This is a genomic window from Pseudomonas izuensis (assembly GCF_009861505.1).
In the GTDB taxonomy this organism is placed as follows: domain Bacteria; phylum Pseudomonadota; class Gammaproteobacteria; order Pseudomonadales; family Pseudomonadaceae; genus Aquipseudomonas; species Aquipseudomonas izuensis.
The window spans coordinates 167,856-186,057 of the sequence record NZ_WTFT01000040.1 but is presented as its reverse complement, the minus strand read 5'-3'; the positions used below and the strand labels follow the sequence as shown (position 1 = coordinate 186,057).

Sequence of the window (18,202 nt, the reverse complement as noted above, 5' to 3'; positions counted from 1 at the left end):
GATGCCGTGGGTTGTCGAGAAACATTCTTTTTTACACACAAAACTGTGGGAGCGAGCCTGCTCGCGATGGCGGCCTTACAGTCAGCATAAATGTTGAATGTTATGACCTCATCGCGAGCAGGCTCGCTCCCACAGGGATTGTGTTGCACCGCATGGCCTTTGTAGGAGCGAGCCTGCTCGCGAAAAACTCAAGAACGACGCGGGGTGTCAGGTTTCACGCGTTATCGTTGACGATCATCGCGAGCAGGCTCGCTCCTACAGGGATTGTGTTGCACCGCCTGGCCTTTGTAGGAGCGAGCCTGCTCGCGAAAAACTCAAGAACGACGCGGGGTGTCAGGTTCCACGCGTTATCGTTGACGATCATCGCGAGCAGGCTCGCTCCTACAGGGGGCGGGTTTCACCCTTTCATCAGAAGTGGAAGTTGGTGCTCAGCAAGGCAGTACGGCCCGCCGCCTGGTTGGCGAAGTGAGTCGAGAAGGCCTTGTCGTAGTAGGTTTCGTCGGTCAGGTTCTGTACGTTCAGTTGCAGGTCGATGTTTTTGCTCAACTTGTAGGCCGCCATCGCATCGTAGCGAACGTAGGAATCGACCATGGTGGTGTTGGCCGCGCTGCCGAACACATCGTCGACGTAGAACGCACCGCCACCGACGGTCAGCTTCGGCGTGACCTGATAGGTCGTCCACAGGCTGGCGCTGTTTTTCGGCGTGTTAGGCAGTTCGTTTCCGTTGTTGGCTTTGTTGGCCGGCAGATCACCACCATCGACTTGCTCGCTGTCCATGTAGGCGTAGCCGGCGAAGACTTGCCATTTGTCGGTGAGCTTGCCGGTGGCCGACAGCTCGAAACCTTGAACGCGGGTTTTACCGACGTTTTCGAACGACGTGGTGTTGGTCTGCACACGAGCGTTTTCTTTCTCGGTGCGGAAAATATCGGCCGTCAGCGACAGGCGATCATTCATCAGATCCCACTTGGTACCGATTTCGTAGTTCTTGGTGGTTTCCGGCTCCATGTCGCTGCTCAGCTGGTTGCCGTTGCGATCAGGCGTGCCGCTCAGCGGGTTGCCGTCCATGCCTTCGCCGAGAGTGGAGCCCGGTGGTGTGGCGGACGTGGCGTAGGACGCATAGATGCTGCCGTTTTCCGCCGGTTTGTAGACCACGCCGAACTGACCGGTGACGAACTCGCTGGTGTCATCGCCCTTGGCCGGGATGCCTTTGTTGACCACCGTTGCCCCGGAACCGTCGAAGGTGCGGTACTCGGTATCGAAATGGTCGTAACGCAAGCCCATGTTCACCAGCCACTGCTCGGACAACTCCAGGGTGTCGAACACATACAGCGCATAGGTGTTGGCCTTGGTGTCGGTGCCGGCGTAGTTGCGAGAGATCGCACCGTTCCACGGATCGTTCGGGTTCGGGTTAGACAACGAGGTGCAGTTGTAACCACTCGGTGCGCCAATCAGCGCCGGCGAGCAGTTGGTGGTGGCGCCCGCTGTGCCAGGCGTGGTGTCGGTGTCGACGTTGTACGAGGATTTCCTGCTTTCCTCGCGGCTCAACTCGATACCGGTGGCGAAGCTGTTCTTGAACCCGGCGATGTAGACATCACCAAACAGATCGGTCTGGTTGGTGGTGGTCTCGGTGTTGCTCACGCGTGTGTTCGCACGGCGCCAGACGCTGCCATTGTTGACGTTGCCCTTGCTGTCGTCCGGCTGGGTCAGGATGTAATCCTGCATGCTGGTGCCGTGGCGCAGGGTGTTCTTGATGGTCAGCGCGTCATTCAGGTCGTGTTCGATGGAAATGGTTGCGGTGTCGGTGCGGCCCTTGCGGAAGTCGCGGTCATTCAAACCGTAGAAGTTGCTGCTGTTGCCGCCGTCGTTAGGTTTGTCCGGGTTGGACTTGGTGCGGGCGGTGGAGCCTGCGGTCGGGATCGAGTACGGAATGCCCGAATCCGGCAAGTCGTTGCTTTCCAGATGGTAGTAATCGAGATTGACGCGGGTGTCGGTGCCCAGACCAAAAGCCAGGGAAGGTGCCACGCCCCAACGGTCGTAATTGATGCTTTGGCGACCGGCGACGTTGCTCTCGTGGCTCATCAGGTTCAGACGGCCGGCAGCGGTGTCGGAGAACTGATAGTTGCCGTCCATGGTGTAACGCTGGGTCTGGTCCGAACCCCAGGTGAAGCCACCGTCGAGGGAGTCGCCAAGGTGCGCTTTCTTGCTCACCAGGTTGATGCTGCCGCCCGCCGCGCCACGGCCGCCAATGGCGGAGTTCGGGCCCTTGCTGACTTCAATGGATTCAACGGCGAAGATTTCGCGGCTCTGCGAACCGGTATCGCGCACGCCGTCCAGGTAGGTGTCGCCCTGGGCATCGAAGCCGCGGATGAACGGACGGTCGCCCTGCGGGTTGCCGCCTTCACCGGCGCCGAAGGTGATGCCTGGAACGGTGCGCAATGCATCCTGCATGTTCAGGGCGCCGGTGTCCTTGAGGACTTGTTGCGGGATGACCGTGATCGAACGCGGTGTGTCGACCAGCGGTGCGGTGTACTTGGGCGAGGAGGCTTTTTCGACGTTGTAGGTTGTCTCGTCCCGGGCTTCGCCGTTGATGGAGGTAGCGCCCAGCGAAATCGTGTTGCCCGGCGCTTTCCCGTCGGTTTTTTCAGCCGCGAAAACCATGTGGCCCGCAGAGCCGGCAGTGATTGCCACGCCAATGGCAGAAGCGAGCAGACGTGGTGAACTGACCGGTGATTGTGGGTGTAGACGTGACATTTTAATTCCCCTCCCCAAGGATTTGAGGCGGCGGAATATAGGGTAGACGCGTCTCTGTATCAATTGCGAAACTTTGCTATTTGCATCGAATTTACATTCTTTACAATTTAGCCTTACGGTTTTTACTGTTTCATCCGTCCAGCGGGTTTTACACAGGCAATAAGAATCAATACCATTAGTGCCCCTTGTTTTCAGGCGTCCTTCCCATGCTGCTGCACATTCCCGGCTTGTTCGATAAAGAAGAGGTGCGGCGCATTCGCGAGGCTCTCGAACAGGCCGATTGGGCCGATGGCAAGATCACCGCCGGCTATCAGTCGGCCAAGGCCAAGCACAATCTTCAGCTTCCGGAAGGTCATCCGCTGGCCAAGGAAATCGGCGCGGCCATGCTGGATCGGCTGTGGAAGAATCCACAGTTCATGTCGGCGGCGCTGCCACACAAGGTCTTTCCTCCGTTACTGAACTGTTACACGGCCGGTGGCAGTTTCGACTTCCACATCGACAACGCCGTGCGTCAGCCCAAGGGGAGCATCGAACGGGTGCGCACCGATCTGTCGGCCACGCTGTTTTTCAGCGAGCCCGAGGATTACGACGGCGGCGAACTGGAAATCCAGGACACCTTCGGTACCCAGCGTGTGAAGTTGCCGGCCGGCGACATGGTGCTGTACCCCGGCACCAGTTTGCACAAGGTCAACGCGGTGACCCGTGGCGCCCGCTACGCCTCGTTTTTCTGGACCCAAAGCCTGGTGCGCGAAGACAGTCAGCGTGCGCTGTTGTTCGAGATGGACGGTGCAATCCGGCAACTGACCCAGGATGTGCCGGACCACCCTTCGCTGATCCGCCTGACCGGTACCTATCACAACCTGCTGCGCCGCTGGGTCGAGGTATGAGTGTTCAATTGCGCCGCGAGGAAGTGCTCGACGGTGAACGCCTCAAAGCCATGCTCGATGAAAGCCCGGCCCGTGCCGCCCAGGCGATTCTGATGGCGGCTCGTGAAGGCGTCGTCGATGCGCAGGCGTTGCTCGGGCAAATCCTGCTGGACGGGCGAGGGATTGCGCAGGACCAGCCCCTGGCGTTGCGCTGGTTCGAGATTGCCGCCCGGAAAGGGCACCTGATGGCGCGCAACATGCTGGGCCGGTGTCATGAGCATGGTTGGGGTTGCGTTGCCGATGCTTCGGTCGCTGCGCGGCATTACCGGGTCGGGGCGGAGGCCGGGCTGGACTGGGCGATGTACAACTACGCCAACCTGCTGGCGACGGGGCGTGGTGTCGTTGAGGATCAGCCACAGGCATTAAGTTTCTATCAACGCGCTGCTGATCTTGGCCACGCTAAATCGATGAACCTGCTGGGGCGATATCTGGAAGAAGGGCGCATTTGTCCGGCAGACACAAAAGCTGCCCGCGACTGGTATCGACGCTCGGCGGTCGGTGGGGATTTTCGCGGGCAGTTCAGTTATGCCGCGGTGCTGGCGGATGAAGGGAACATTGATGAGGCACTCGTGTGGCTACGCAAGGCATTGGCCGGCGGCAATATGAATTTCCTGCGGGTAGCGAGCCAGACATTGTCGTGCGCAACCGATCCGCAAATCCGCGCCTTGGCGCAAGATTATGTCCAGCGCTACGACGAACTGGAGCTGGAAACCACACCTCTGTAGGCGCTGGCTTGCCAGCGAAGGCGGCGTAAAGATCACCATCGATTCGCCAGCAAGCCGGCTCCTACGGGTTGGGCATCTTTTCAAATTCCAGGCACAAAAAAGCCCATGACACGTCATGGGCTTTTTGCTTTCTGCGTGTAGCGCTTACACGTAGAAGGATTTCAGCGGCGGGAAGCCATTGAATTCCACGGCGCTGTAACTGGTGGTGTAGGCACCGGTCGACAGCCAGTACAGACGATCACCGATGGCCAGGTTCAGCGGCAGGCCGTACTTGTAGTTTTCGTACATGATGTCGGCGCTGTCGCAGGTTGGGCCGGCGATGACGACTTCTTCCATCTCGCCTTTCTTCTCGGTCCAGATCGGGAACTTGATGGCTTCGTCCATGGTTTCGATCAGGCCGGAGAACTTGCCCACATCCGTGTACACCCAACGCTCTACAGCGGTACGGGATTTACGCGCAACCAGCACCACTTCACTGACCAGGATGCCGGCGTTGGCGATCAGCGAGCGGCCCGGTTCCAGGATGATTTCCGGCAGGTCGTCACCGAAGTCTTCCTTGAGGAAACGGATGATTTCTTCGGCGTAGGTTTCCAGGCTGTTGGTGCGGGTAATGTAGTTGGCCGGGAAGCCACCGCCCATGTTGATCAGCTTCAGGTGGATGCCATCTTCTTCTTTCAAACGTTCGAAGATCACTTTGACCTTGGCGATCGCCGCGTCCCAGACGCTGATGTCACGCTGTTGCGAGCCAACGTGGAACGAGATGCCGTAAGGCACCAGGCCCAGGTCGCGGGCGAGGATCAGCAGGTCCATGGCCATGTCGGTCTGGCAGCCGAATTTGCGCGACAGCGGCCAGTCGGCAGTGGTCGAGCCTTCGGTCAGGATGCGCACGTAGACTTTTGCACCCGGTGCCGCCTTGGCGATGTTGCGCAGGTCAGCTTCGGAGTCGGTGGCGAACAGGCGCACGCCCTTCTCGTAGAAGTAGCGGATGTCCTTGGATTTCTTGATGGTGTTGCCGTAGCTGATGTGATCGGGGCTGACGCCACGGCCCAGCACTTTGTCCAGCTCATAGATGGAGGCGATGTCGAAGCTCGAGCCTTTTTCCTTGAGCAGGTCAATGATTTCCACGGCCGGGTTGGCCTTGACCGCGTAATAGACCTTGGCGAATTCGAAACCGGCGCGCAGGTCGTCATAGGCCTGGCTGATCATCGCGGTGTCGATCACCACGAACGGGGTTTCTTGCTTGTCGGCGAACGCCTTCATTTTCTGAAAGGTTTCGCGCGCGAAATAGTCTTCGACCTGGATCGACATACTTGGGAGCTCCTAATGGCAAACGAGTAAAAACAATGGGTGCAAATGAACGTCCTCCGTATCCCCACTTTGGTTCGCCTACTTCCCAAGGCATGTCGCCGAAAGCAAAAAGGCCATGGGAAGTGCAGCTTTTCCCTTGGCCTTGCTGTCTCGTCGTCAGTACTTGAGCCGGATGGATCGTTTCCAGCATGGACGTTCGGCGCGAACTTTAGGGCGTGAGGGGCTTGAGATCAACAAAAAATGTCGCGTTTTTGCACGCTTCTGACGTGCGTTACGGGTATCACTCTTTGTAGCCGACCGAGATGACGGGCAGATGTTCCCCGATAATTTTCAGGTGTTAAAAATACCTGCACGTTCGACGCTTTTGTGTGCAAAGTTCTAGATAAGTACGATGGCGTCAATATAGGCGACGTTGGCGGCGAGAAGGTAAACTGAGGGGGATTTTGGTGGTCGCTCAAGCTAATTGCGGAGGCTGTCAGGGGCGGCCGGTGTTGAGATTTTTTTCCGCCCTGTGAATAACGAAAAATCACACCGATCCTGTAGGAGTGAGCCTGCTCGCGATTGCTTTTTTACAGTCGACATCTTGATTGACTGAAATTGCGACATCGCGAGCAGGCTCACTCCTACAGGTTTTGCATTTTTACGCCACTACAGCCTCGGCCGGCGACACGATATGGGTCTTCATCCCTCGCGAGCGACCGGAGCTCAAGTAAGCCGCAATCGATTCCTGAGTGACTTCGCCGAGGAACACCCGCTCCGCATTCATCACCGGCAACCACGCCCGATTGAACTCGTACATCCGCGACAACAGGATGCGCAAATGCTCGTCGTACGCTGCCGTGGCGTTGAACTCGCGCAGGTATTGCCCGCAGGTGCCGGTCTGACGGTGCAGGTCGCGACGTCTTACATAGCCCAGCGCCTTGTTCTCGGCACAGGTGACCACTACATAACGCCGGTCATGCTCATCCATCAATTCCAGTGCCTCAGCCACCGGCGTTTGCGGACTGACGGACGGCGCGTTGTCCGCCGCGTCTTCGGCCTTGACCAGCAACAGGCGCTTGAGGGTACTGTCCTGGCCGACGAAGTTGCTGACGAAGTCATCCACCGGATGCGCCAGCAAGGTGTCCGGGTGGTCGATCTGCAGCAGTTTGCCGGCGCGGAAGATCGCAATCTTGTCGCCCAGCTTGATCGCCTCATCGATGTCATGGCTGACCATGATCACGGTCTTGTTCAGCGCCCGTTGCATTTCGAAGAACTCGTTCTGGATCATTTCGCGGTTGATCGGGTCGACCGCGCCGAAGGGTTCATCCATCAGCAACAGCGGCGCATCGGCCGCCAGCGCCCGAATCACGCCGATCCGCTGTTGTTGGCCGCCGGATAATTCCCGTGGGTAGCGATGCAGGTATTGCTTGGGCTCAAGCTTGATCATGCTCATCAACTCGCGGGCGCGGTCGTGGCATTTCTGTTTGTCCCAGCCCAGTAGCTTCGGCACCACTACGATGTTCTCTTCGATGGTCATGTTCGGGAACAGACCGATCTGTTGGATGACATAGCCGATGTTGCGCCGCAGGGTCACGGCGTCGAGGTCGGTGGTGTCTTCACCGTTGATCAGGATCTTGCCCGAGGTCGGTTTGATCAGGCGGTTGATCATTTTCAGGGTGGTGCTTTTGCCGCAACCCGATGGCCCGAGGAACACGCAAATCTCGCCTTCATTGACGGTCAGGCTCACCGAGTCCACGGCTTTCACGTCCTTGCCGTTGCTTTGGAAGGTCTTGCTGAGGTTTTGAAGTTCGATCATTTCAGGAGTCCTTTTGGAGTCAGCGAGCGTTGCAGCGCTTGCAGAAGCAGGTCGGCGAAGATGGCCAGCAGGCTGACCAGTACGGCGCCGACGATCAGCATCGACATGTCACTGCGGCTGATGGAGGCGAGGATGAGTACGCCAAGGCCGCCGGCGCCGATGGTCGCGGCGATGGTCATGACGCCGATGTTCATCACCACGGCGGTACGTACACCAGCAAGAATCACTGGTACGGCGATGGGCAGTTCGACCCTGCGCAGGCGCTGGCCGAAGGTCATGCCGATGCCGCGCGCGGCTTCGCGAATGCCCGGTTCGACGCTGGTCAGCGCCAGGTAGGTGTTGCGCATGATCGGCAGCAGGGAATAGAGAAATACGGCAGTGATCGCCGGCATCGGTCCCAGGCCCTGGCCGAACTTCGAATAGAACGGCAGCAGCAAGCCGAACAGGGCAATCGACGGCACGGTCAGCAGCACCGTGGCGCTGGCCTGCAAGGGGCCCGCAAGTGTCGGAAAGCGTGTCATCAGAATGCCCAGCGGCACACCGACGACAATCGCCAGGGTGACGGCGATGCCTACCAGAGTGATGTGCTGCCAGGTCAGGTGCAGCACCTGTTGCCAGTCGAGGTGGGAAAAGGCGTTCAGGAATTCCATGGCTTTTCCTCCTTAGTGGATGGGGTGTTGGCGCAGAAAATCAGCGGCCACGACGGACGGGCTTTCATGATCGACATCCACCCGCGCATTGAGCTGGCGCATGGTGTCGTCATCGAACAATTCGGCCAGTGGTTTGAGTTGTTCGGCCAATTGCGGGTGAGCATCGAGAAACGCCTGACGCACCACAGGGGCAGCGGTGTAGTCCGGAAAGTAGCGCTTGTCGTCCTCCAGCAACTTGAGCTTGAAGGCATTCAGGCGACCGTCAGTGGTGTAGACCAGCCCGGCAAACACCTGACCGTTACGCAGGGCGGTGTAGACCAGCCCGGCGTCCATCTGGCGGATGTTTTGGCGTGTCAGGTTCATCCCATACAGCTGCACCATGCCGCCAAGTCCGTCGGAGCGGTTGGCGAATTCGGTATCGAGCGCCACCAGGTGATGGGTCTTGGCCTCATCACGCAGCACTTTGTTCAGCTCGCTGATGGTGTTGATTTGCGGGTATTGGTCAGCGACGTTCTTCGGCAGTGCGAGAGCGTAGGTGTTGCTGAATTTCGACGGGGTGAGCCAGATAAGTCCTTTCTGCGCGTCGAGTGCTTTCACCCGGGCGTAGGACTGTTCGCTGTCGAGTTTTTCAGTGACGTGGTTGTAGGCCACCAGCGACACGCCGGTGTATTCCCAGAGCATGTCCAGTTGGCCGCTTTCGTGGGCGCTGCGGGCCAGGTTGCTGCCCAGTCCACCCGTGACCTGCGCGTCGTAACCCTTGGCGCGCAGGTACTGCGAGGTGATTTCCGCCAGAAGGGTCTGTTCGGTGAACACCCGGGCACCGATGCGGATCAGCGGTTTTTCAGCGGCTTGGGCAAATCCTGCGCACAGCAGGACGCAGCCTAGTAAAAAGCTTGATGTCTTCATGAGAATTCCTTTGCCGGGGCTTAAGACGGGCGCAAGCCGCGTTCGAGCCAGACGCGGCTGGCCATTGTCACCAGGCCATCGAGCAACAGGGCCAGCAGCGCCGTGCAGGCCGCGCCGAGCAATAGTTGCGGCTGATTGTTCAGGGCAATGCCGGGGAAAATCAGGCTGCCGAGGCTGTTGGCGCCGATCAGGAACGCCAGCGGCGCGGTCCCGACATTGATCGCCAGCGCCACGCGCACGCCGCCGATGATGATCGGCACGGCATTGGGCAATTCGACTCTCCACAGCACCTGGTGCGGGGTCATGCCGATGCCGACGGCGGCTTCCTTGAGCGAACCCTGAACGTTTTTCAGGCCTTCATAGGTGTTGCGCACGATGGGCAACAGCGAGGCGAGGAACAGGGCGAAGATTGCCGGACCGCTGCCGATCCCGAGCACGCCCAGGGCGATGGCCAGCACCGCCAGCGGCGGAATGGTGTTACCGATGTTGAAGATCTGCATGAAGCGCTCGGCACGCGCGACCCGGGTCGGGCGGCTGAGGAAGATGCCGGCGGGGAGGCCCACGACAAGGGCGGCCAGCATGGAAGCGAGGACGAGAAGCAGATGAGCTTGCAGGTAAAACAATAAATCGTCGCGGTAATGCTCGATCGTGTCGATGCCGATCCAGTGGATCAGCAGGGCCAGAAGGGCGATTACCAGCGCGCCTCCTATCAGCCCTTTGCCATGGTGGATAGCCACAGGCGGACTCCTTTTTTCAGTCGGCGAACGCAGTCCCGTGTGGCAGGCCATCATTGGCTGCCGGGCAAAACGTTCGCGAGAAGCAGCTCAAGCCGAGCGCGTTCTACTGTAGGAGCGAGCCTGCTGGCGAAAAACGCCCAGACAACGCGGGCATTCAGATACCCAGCGTTATCGTTGACGTTCATCGCGAGCAGGCTCGCTCCTACAGAGGGCAGACGCACAGCAATCGAGCCATGAGCACAGCCTCGTCAGGCCGTTTTGCAGGTGTTGCAGGCCCCCGACGAGTGGTCGTAACAGGGGAGTGGACGTCTCCGTGCTTTAAAAGGTTCCCATCTGAAGCAGCATTTGGCCACCCCTAATGTGCTCAACGGTTCGGTTCTTCGATCAACTTGGGCTATAATCTGCGCCCTTTTTTGAATCACCTGCCAGGCGATTTCCCATGACCAAACAGGCCGCCGAAGTCGCGAAACGCCGCACTTTCGCCATTATTTCCCACCCCGACGCCGGTAAAACCACCATCACCGAAAAGCTCTTGCTGATGGGCAAGGCGATTGCGGTGGCCGGTACGGTGAAATCCCGTAAGTCCGACCGCCATGCCACCTCCGACTGGATGGAAATGGAAAAGCAGCGGGGCATCTCGATTACCACGTCGGTCATGCAGTTCCCGTATCGCGAGCACATGATCAACCTGCTCGACACCCCGGGCCACGAAGACTTCTCCGAAGACACCTACCGCACACTGACTGCGGTGGACTCGGCGTTGATGGTGCTCGACGGCGGTAAGGGTGTAGAGCCACGGACCATCGCCCTGATGGACGTCTGCCGTCTGCGTGACACACCGATCGTCAGCTTCATCAACAAACTCGACCGTGACATCCGCGATCCGATCGAACTGCTCGACGAAATCGAAGCCGTCCTGAAAATCAAGGCCGCGCCGATCACCTGGCCGATCGGTTGCTACCGTGATTTCAAAGGCGTGTATCACCTCGCCGACGACTACATCATTGTCTACACCGCCGGTCACGGCCATGAGCGCACCGAAACCAAGATCATCGAGAAGCTCGATTCCGATGAAGCCCGCGCGCACCTGGGCGACGAGTACGAGCGCTTCATCGAGCAGCTTGAGCTGGTGCAAGGGGCCTGCCACGAGTTCAACCAGCAGGAATTCCTCGACGGTCAGTTGACCCCGGTGTTCTTCGGTACCGCACTGGGCAACTTCGGGGTGGATCACGTCCTCGACGCCGTAGTCGACTGGGCCCCGCGCCCGCTGGCGCGCGTCGCCAACGAACGTACCGTGGAACCGGTGGAAGAGAAGTTCTCGGGCTTCATCTTCAAGATCCAGGCGAACATGGACCCCAAACACCGCGACCGTATCGCGTTCATGCGTATCTGCTCCGGCAAGTACGAGAAAGGCATGAAGATGCGTCACGTGCGTACCGGCAAGGACGTGCGCATCGGCGATGCGCTGACGTTCTTCTCCTCCGAGCGTGAGCAACTGGAAGAAGCCTTTGCCGGCGACATCATCGGTTTGCACAACCACGGCACCATCCAGATCGGCGACACCTTCAGCGAAGGCGAAACCCTGGGCTTCACCGGCATCCCGCACTTCGCCCCGGAACTGTTCCGCCGCGTACGCCTGAAGGACCCGCTGAAATCCAAGCAACTGCGTCAGGGCCTGCAACAGCTGGCCGAAGAAGGCGCGACCCAGGTGTTCTTCCCCGAGCGTAGCAACGACATCATCCTCGGCGCCGTCGGTGTGCTGCAGTTCGATGTGGTCGCCAGCCGCCTGAAAGAGGAATACAAGGTCGAGTGCTCCTATGAGCCGATCACCGTCTATTCCGCGCGCTGGGTCGATTGCAGCGATAAGAAGAAGCTCGAGGAATTCTCCAACAAGGCGGTGGAAAACCTGGCACTGGACGGCGGCGGTCACCTGACCTACCTCGCTCCTACGCGGGTCAACCTGGCACTGATGGAAGAGCGTTGGCCGGACGTGAAATTCCGGGCGACGCGTGAGCATCACTAAGCGCTGAGTTGCCGTACCCAAAACCCCGCCGCGAAAGCTGCGGGGTTTTTTCATGGGTGCTCATTACCCTGTAGGAGCGAGCCCGCTCGCGATGTTCTCAAGTGCACCGCGTTCATTCAGGCATCACGCGTCATCGTTGGCGTCCATCGCGAGCAAGCTCGCTCCTACACTTAGTGGGTTTGGTTATAGGGCTTATTCAAAACCAGTCTCGGCATCCACCGCATTCCGTCCCTTCGCCAGCGTCCTATCTGGAGAACCCGGCAGATCGGAACTAGATTTCATTCAGCGCCAGACAGGCACCTCAAGAAAGGATGGATTCGGCTATGAACAGGTTGCTACGTGTTTTATTGCTGTTGAAGGTCTTGGTCATGTTGTCCCTCGGCAGTGCGGCGGCGCTGGCCGAATGTGAGAATCACGATACGCAGGCGTCGAGCGGTCAGGCGGGGCAGGGTGAATTGATGATTGCCGCGTCCGACTCCGAGGCGGGCGACAAGGGACAGGGTGGCAGCGAAGGCGACGATGATTCGACCACCGATGAGCCAGACTCCGATGATTCGGATGAAGGCGATAGCCAGACGTAGATTTGAGACAAAAGAAAACCCCTTCTGCCTCGACTGATGCGCAATCGAGATAGAAGGGGTTGGGTTAACGCAAATCCCTGTGGGAGCGGGCTTGCCCGCGATGGCGGCGTGTCAGTGACAGTATCGCTGACTGACACTCCGCTATCGCTGGCAAGCCAGCTCCCACAGGTTTTTCACATCATTGTTACGCCGCGCCGTCGAGGAATTGCTCGGCGTAATGGCACGCTACCTGGCGGGTGTCGAGCTTGCGCAAGGCCGGCTCTTCAGTGCTGCAACGCTCGGTGGCGTACGGGCAGCGCTTGTGGAAAGCACAGCCCGGCGGCGGGTTCAGCGGGTTGGGCAACTCGCCGACGATCTTGATTTTAGGCTTGGACGGATCCGGGTGAATGGTCGGAGTGGCCGACAACAATGCCTGGGTGTACGGGTGCAGGGGGCGGGCATAGATGTCGTTTTTCGGACCGATTTCCACCGGGCGACCGAGGTACATCACCATCACGTCATCGGCCACGTGTTGCACCACGGCCAGGTTGTGGGAGATGAACACGTAACCGGTGTTGAACTCTTGCTGCAGGTCCATGAACAGGTTCAGCACCTGGGCCTGGATCGACACGTCCAGTGCCGAGGTCGGTTCGTCCGCCACCAGCACCTTCGGTTGCAGCATCATGGCGCGGGCCAACGCAATACGCTGGCGCTGACCACCGGAGAACATGTGCGGATAACGCTGGTAGTGCTCGGGACGCAAGCCCACCTGCTTCATCATCGCCTGGACTTTCTCGCGACGTTCGGAGGCCGACAGGTTGGTGTTGATCAGCAAGGGTTCTGCCAGTTGATCACCGATTTTCTGCCGTGGGTTCAGCGACGCGTACGGGCTCTGGAACACCATCTGCACGTCTTTGCGCAGTTGCTTGCGCTGGGCCTTGTCGGCACCGGCGACTTCCTGGCCGGCGATTTTCAGGGAGCCCGAAGACGGCTCTTCGATCAGGGTCAGGGCACGGGCGAGGGTGGATTTGCCGCAACCCGACTCGCCGACGACAGCGAGGGTCTTGCCGGCTTCCAACTCGAACGACACACCATTGAGTGCACGGACGGTGGCGTGCCCCTTGAACAGGCCACGGGACACTTCGTAGTGACGGGTCAGGTCGCGGGCGGTAAGTACGACGGCCATTACGCCACCTCCTGGTTCAACGGATAGAAGCAGCGGGCGAGGCTGTTGCTTTTCGGGTCAAGGGTTGGACGCTGCGCGCGGCAGTTGTCTTGCACGTACGGGCAGCGCGGCGACAGCAGGCAGCCCTGCGGACGGTCGTAGCGGCCGGGAACGATGCCCGGCAGGGTCGACAGGCGCGAGGCGCCCAGGCTGTGTTCCGGAATCGCCTTGAGCAGCGCTTCGCTGTACGGGTGCGCCGGAATGTCGAACAGTTGTGGCACCTGGCCGACTTCAACGGCTTGACCGGCGTACATCACGCACACGCGCTGGGCGGTTTCGGCCACGACCGCGAGGTCGTGGGTGATCAGCACCAGGCCCATGTTCTGCTCTTTCTGCAACGCCAGCAGCAGGTCCATGATCTGCGCCTGAATCGTTACGTCGAGGGCGGTGGTCGGTTCGTCGGCGATCAGCAGTTTAGGTTCGCCGGCAATCGCCATGGCGATCGCGACACGCTGGCTCATGCCGCCGGACAGTTGATGCGGGTAGGCGTCCATACGGCTGGCCGCGCCCGGGATTTCAACTTTTTCCAGCAGTTCGATGGCGCGTTTACGCGCGGCCTTGCCGGACATCTTCAGGTGCAGGCGCAGCACTTCTTCGATCTGGAAACCGACGGTGTAGCTCGGGTTCAGCGCGGTCATCGGGTCCTGGAAGACCATGGACAGGTCCTTGCCAACGATCTGCCGACGCTGGCGATTGCTCAGTTTGAGCATGTCCTTGCCGTCAAAGCTGAGCGAGTCGGCGGTGACGATGCCTGGATGCTCGATCAGTCCCATCAGCGCCATCATGGTCACGGACTTACCGGAACCGGACTCGCCAACGATGGCCAGCACTTCGCCCTTGTCCACTTGCAGGTCGAGTCCATCGACGACTGGGGTCGCGTTCTTGTCGCCGAAGCGAACGTTGAGATTCTTGATTTCTAACAGTGACATTGGAATCTCCTCAGGCGGCGTTCTTGAGTTTCGGATCCAGCGCATCGCGCAGACCGTCGCCCATCAAGTTGATTGCCAGCACGCTGAGCAAAATGGTCAAACCGGGCAGACTGACTACCCACCAGGCGCGTTCGATGTAGTCGCGGGCAGAGGCCAGCATGGTGCCCCACTCAGGGGTTGGCGGTTGTACGCCAAGGCCCAGGAAGCCCAGTGCGGCGGCATCGAGAATCGCCGAGGAGAAGCTCAGGGTCGCCTGAACGATCAGGGGGGCCATGCAGTTGGGCAGCACGGTCACGAACATCAGGCGTGGCAGGCCGGCACCGGCCAGGCGCGCGGCGGTCACGTAGTCGCGGTTCAGTTCGCCCATCACCGCGGCGCGGGTCAGACGAACGTAGGACGGCAGGGACACCACGGCGATGGCGATCACGGTGTTGATCAGGCCAGGGCCGAGGATGGCGACGATCGCCACGGCCAGCAGCAGGGATGGCAGGGCCAGCATGATGTCCATCAGACGCATGATGGTCGGGCCGACCACGCGCGGGAAGAACCCGGCGAACAGGCCCAGCAGGATGCCCGGGATCAGCGACATCACCACCGACGACAAGCCGATCATCAGCGACAGGCGCGAGCCGGTGATCAGGCGCGACAGCAAATCACGGCCCAGTTCATCGGTACCCAGCAGGAACTGCAGTTGCCCGCCTTCGAGCCAGGATGGCGGCGTCAGCAGGAAGTCACGGAATTGCTCGCTCGGGTCATGCGGCGCGACCCACGGGGCGAAGATGGCGCAGAAAATCACCAGCAGCATGAACAGCAGGCCGGCGACAGCGCCCTTGTTCTTGGAAAACGCTTGCCAGAACTCTTTGTACGGCGACGGGTACAGCAGGCTTTGATCCACGGCGGTGGCGGCGGTGGCTACTGAGGAAGTTGAAGTGTTCATGGGTATTGACCTCAGCGCTGATGACGGATGCGTGGGTTGGCAAAGCCGTAGAGGATGTCCACTACGAAGTTGACCAGAATCACCAGGCAGGCGATTAACAGGATGCCGTTTTGTACTACCGGGTAGTCACGGGCGCCAATGGCTTCAATCAGCCATTTGCCGATGCCCGGCCAGGAGAAGATGGTTTCGGTCAGGACCGCACCGGCCAGCAGCGTGCCGACTTGCAGGCCGACCACGGTCAGCACCGGAATCAATGCGTTGCGCAAACCGTGCACGAACACCACGCGCGATGGCGACAGGCCCTTGGCCTTGGCGGTACGGATGTAATCCTCGCGCAGCACTTCGAGCATCGACGAACGGGTCATCCGCGCGATAACCGCCAGCGGAATGGTGCCGAGCACGATGGCCGGCAGGATCAGGTGGTGCAGGGCATCGAAGAACGCGCCGACATCATCGGCCAGCAACGTATCGATGAGCATGAAGCCGGTGCGCGGCTCGATGTCATACAGCAGGTCGATCCGCCCGGACACCGGGGTCCAGCCCAGGGACACCGAGAAGAACATGATCAGGATCAGGCCCCACCAGAAGATCGGCATCGAGTATCCCGCCAGGGAGACACCCATCACCCCATGGTCGAACAGGGATCCTCGCTTGAGTGCCGCGATCACCCCGGCCAGAAGGCCCAGGACGCCGGCGAACAACAGCGCGGCCGCGGACAGTTCCAGGGTCGCGGGGAATAGGGAGGTGAACTCGTGCCAGACGCTTTCACGGGTACGCAGGGATTCCCCGAGATCGCCGTGAGCCAGTTTACCGATGTAATCCAGGTACTGGGCGTACAGGGGTTTGTTCAGACCAAGGCGTTCCATTGCCTGAGCATGCATCTCGGGGTCGACCCGACGTTCGCCCATCATCACTTCCACGGGGTCGCCGGGGATCATGCGAATCAACGCGAAAGTCAGCAAGGTGATGCCGAAGAACGTGGGGATCAATAACCCCAGTCGGCGGGCAATAAAACTAAACATCGTGTGGTGTACCTCATCAGCCGGTTAGGCGTGCCCGGCATGCCTGGGGTCAGGAATGCCGGGAGTTTCTTATCTACTTCACCTGGGTGGTGGCGAAGTTATTAGTGGTGAGCGGGCTAATGTGGTAGCCCTCTACATTGTTGCGCATTGCGGTAAACATTCTAGTGTGCGCCAGACTGATCCATGGCTGGTCCTGGTTAAAAATAACCTGAGCCTGTTCGTACAGTGCTGCACGTTCGGCCGGGTCGGTTTTTTCACGGGCCTGGTCGATCAGAGCCTGGAATTTGTCATTGCACCAGCGTGCATAGTTTTCGCCGTTCTTCGCGGCCTCGCAACTGAGCATAGGCGTCAGGAAGTTATCCGGGTCACCGTTATCGCCCGCCCATCCGGCGGAAACCATATCGTGCTCGCCGTTTTTCGCGCGTTTGAGCATTTCGCCCCATTCCATGACCTTAATGTCGATCTTGATTCCGACTTTGGCCAGGTCGGCCTGCATCATCTGCGCGCCGAGCATCGGGTTCGGGTTAGTCGCACCACCGCCGTTACGGGTGAACAGGGTGAACACGGTGCCTTCCGGTACGCCAGCTTCCTTGAGCAGGGCGCGGGCCTTGTCCAGATCGCGGACAGGGTTCTTCATGTCGTGGTTGTAGCCCAGCAGGGTGTCCGGGAACGGGTTGACCGCCGCGGTCGCATTGCCTTTACCAAATAGCGCGTTGACGGCCGCTTCCTTGTCGAAGGCGATGTCGATGGCTTTACGTACGCGCACGTCACTCAGGTATTTGTGTTGGGTGTTGATGGCGATGTACGCGACGGTCATCGCATTCAGTTCGTCGACCTTCAGTTTGGTGTCTTTCTTGATGCTCGGGATGTCGTCCGGTTTCGGGTATAGCGCGACCTGGCATTCGTTGGCCTTGAGCTTCTGCAGGCGCACGTTGTTGTCGGTGGCGATGGCGAAGATCAACGAGTCAGCCGGTGCCTTGCCTCGGAAATAGTCCGGGTTGGCTTTGAAACGAACCTGGGCGTCCTTGTTGTAACGCTGGAAGACGAACGGGCCGGTGCCGATTGGCTTGTTGTTCAGATCGCCGGTCTTGTTGGCCTTGAGCAGCTGGTCGGCGTACTCGGCGGAGTAGATCGAGGAGAACGCCATGGCGATGTCGGCCAGGAATGGCGCTTCGCGGCGAGTCAGGGTGAATTTGACCGTGTTGTCGTCGACTTTCTCGACACTTTTGAGCAGCTCTTTGAAGCCCATGCTTTCAAAGTACGGGAAGCCTACGCTCGACAGTTTGTGCCATGGGTGATTCGGGTCCAGCTGGCGCTGGAAGCTCCAGACCACGTCGTCGGCGTTCATGTCGCGGGTCGGCTTGAAGTATTCGGTGGTGTGAAACTTGACGCCTTTACGCAGGTGGAAGGTGTAGCTCAGGCCATCGTCGCTGATGTCCCAGGATTCGGCCAGCGCCGGAATCACCTCAGTGGTGCCGGGCTTGAAGTCAGCCAGGCGATTGAAGATGGTTTCGGCCACCGCATCGGCTGTGACTGCAGTCGTGTACTGGACCATGTCGAAGCCTTCGGGGCTGTTTTCGGTGCAAACCACCAGGGGTTTGGCCGATACACCAACCGCGACACTCAGCAACGCGGCCGCGATGGCCGCACGTAGGGGAAGCATTTTCATCAAGAACCCTCTGCAATCGGTTAGAAGGACAAGATC

15 protein-coding genes are annotated in these 18,202 nt (G+C 59.5%); 4 read left to right on the top strand and 11 right to left on the bottom strand.

The features are described 5' to 3' along the window. Nucleotides 1–408: 408 nt before the first annotated feature. Nucleotides 409–2,751, bottom strand: coding sequence for a TonB-dependent receptor (locus GPL81_RS26935; protein ID WP_160109177.1), 2,343 nt, complete (start codon nucleotides 2,749–2,751; stop codon nucleotides 409–411). Nucleotides 2,752–2,957: 206 nt separating this feature from the next. Here GPL81_RS26935 and GPL81_RS26930 point away from each other — a divergent pair, with 206 nt between their 5' ends. Together GPL81_RS26930 and GPL81_RS26925 are read left to right on the top strand one after the other, a co-directional pair. Beyond that, the gene (locus GPL81_RS26930) at nucleotides 2,958–3,638 is read left to right on the top strand and encodes a Fe2+-dependent dioxygenase (RefSeq protein WP_160109176.1); all 681 of its coding nucleotides are present in this window, start codon (nucleotides 2,958–2,960) and stop codon (nucleotides 3,636–3,638) included. Then, nucleotides 3,635–4,402: a tetratricopeptide repeat protein gene (locus tag GPL81_RS26925; RefSeq protein WP_160109175.1), complete on the top strand. Its 768-nt coding sequence runs from the start codon at nucleotides 3,635–3,637 to the stop codon at nucleotides 4,400–4,402. The genes GPL81_RS26930 and GPL81_RS26925 overlap by 4 nt, the downstream gene beginning before the upstream one ends. 144 nt (nucleotides 4,403–4,546) lie before the next feature. Here the strand turns inward: GPL81_RS26925 and GPL81_RS26920 are convergent, their stop codons facing one another. From GPL81_RS26920 to GPL81_RS26900, 5 genes are all read right to left on the bottom strand, one after another. Further along, on the bottom strand, nucleotides 4,547–5,710 hold the full coding sequence (locus GPL81_RS26920; protein WP_096513488.1) for a type III PLP-dependent enzyme: 1,164 nt from the start codon (nucleotides 5,708–5,710) through the stop codon (nucleotides 4,547–4,549). 640 nt (nucleotides 5,711–6,350) lie between these two features. Further along, a complete protein-coding gene (locus tag GPL81_RS26915) occupies nucleotides 6,351–7,508 on the bottom strand; it encodes an osmoprotectant ABC transporter ATP-binding protein OsmV (RefSeq protein WP_160109174.1) in 1,158 nt (385 codons plus the stop codon). Continuing rightward, nucleotides 7,505–8,158 carry an ABC transporter permease gene (locus GPL81_RS26910; RefSeq protein WP_160109173.1) on the bottom strand — a complete coding sequence of 218 codons (654 nt, stop codon included), beginning with the start codon at nucleotides 8,156–8,158 and terminating at the stop codon, nucleotides 7,505–7,507. Before GPL81_RS26910 ends, GPL81_RS26915 begins: the two co-directional genes overlap by 4 nt. 12 nt (nucleotides 8,159–8,170) lie before the next feature. Beyond that, entirely contained in the window at nucleotides 8,171–9,064 is an 894-nt protein-coding gene (locus GPL81_RS26905) for a glycine betaine ABC transporter substrate-binding protein (protein WP_160109172.1), read from the bottom strand. 20 nt (nucleotides 9,065–9,084) lie between these two features. Next, nucleotides 9,085–9,801 carry an ABC transporter permease gene (locus GPL81_RS26900; RefSeq protein WP_160109171.1) on the bottom strand — a complete coding sequence of 239 codons (717 nt, stop codon included), beginning with the start codon at nucleotides 9,799–9,801 and terminating at the stop codon, nucleotides 9,085–9,087. A gap of 439 nt (nucleotides 9,802–10,240) precedes the next feature. Here GPL81_RS26900 and GPL81_RS26895 point away from each other — a divergent pair, with 439 nt between their 5' ends. Beyond that, nucleotides 10,241–11,824 (top strand): peptide chain release factor 3, encoded by a 1,584-nt coding sequence (locus GPL81_RS26895; protein ID WP_096513483.1) that lies wholly within the window; start codon nucleotides 10,241–10,243, stop codon nucleotides 11,822–11,824. Nucleotides 11,825–12,147: 323 nt separating this feature from the next. Next, entirely contained in the window at nucleotides 12,148–12,405 is a 258-nt protein-coding gene (locus GPL81_RS26890; RefSeq protein WP_160109170.1) for a hypothetical protein, read from the top strand. Between the two features lie 184 nt (nucleotides 12,406–12,589). Here GPL81_RS26890 and GPL81_RS26885 read toward each other — a convergent pair whose 3' ends face one another. The 5 genes from GPL81_RS26885 to GPL81_RS26865 all read right to left on the bottom strand — a co-directional run bounded on the left by GPL81_RS26885 (nucleotide 12,590) and on the right by GPL81_RS26865 (nucleotide 18,166). Next, nucleotides 12,590–13,570 carry a peptide ABC transporter ATP-binding protein gene (locus GPL81_RS26885; protein WP_160109169.1) on the bottom strand — a complete coding sequence of 327 codons (981 nt, stop codon included), beginning with the start codon at nucleotides 13,568–13,570 and terminating at the stop codon, nucleotides 12,590–12,592. Then, the gene (locus GPL81_RS26880; RefSeq protein WP_160109168.1) at nucleotides 13,570–14,538 is read right to left on the bottom strand and encodes an ABC transporter ATP-binding protein; all 969 of its coding nucleotides are present in this window, start codon (nucleotides 14,536–14,538) and stop codon (nucleotides 13,570–13,572) included. Before GPL81_RS26880 ends, GPL81_RS26885 begins: the two co-directional genes overlap by 1 nt. A 10-nt stretch (nucleotides 14,539–14,548) precedes the next feature. After that, entirely contained in the window at nucleotides 14,549–15,475 is a 927-nt protein-coding gene (locus GPL81_RS26875) for an ABC transporter permease subunit (protein ID WP_096513479.1), read from the bottom strand. A gap of 11 nt (nucleotides 15,476–15,486) precedes the next feature. Next, nucleotides 15,487–16,497, bottom strand: coding sequence for an ABC transporter permease subunit (locus GPL81_RS26870; protein WP_160109167.1), 1,011 nt, complete (start codon nucleotides 16,495–16,497; stop codon nucleotides 15,487–15,489). Between the two features lie 73 nt (nucleotides 16,498–16,570). Next, nucleotides 16,571–18,166 (bottom strand): ABC transporter substrate-binding protein, encoded by a 1,596-nt coding sequence (locus GPL81_RS26865; RefSeq protein WP_160109166.1) that lies wholly within the window; start codon nucleotides 18,164–18,166, stop codon nucleotides 16,571–16,573. Nucleotides 18,167–18,202 lie beyond the last annotated feature (36 nt).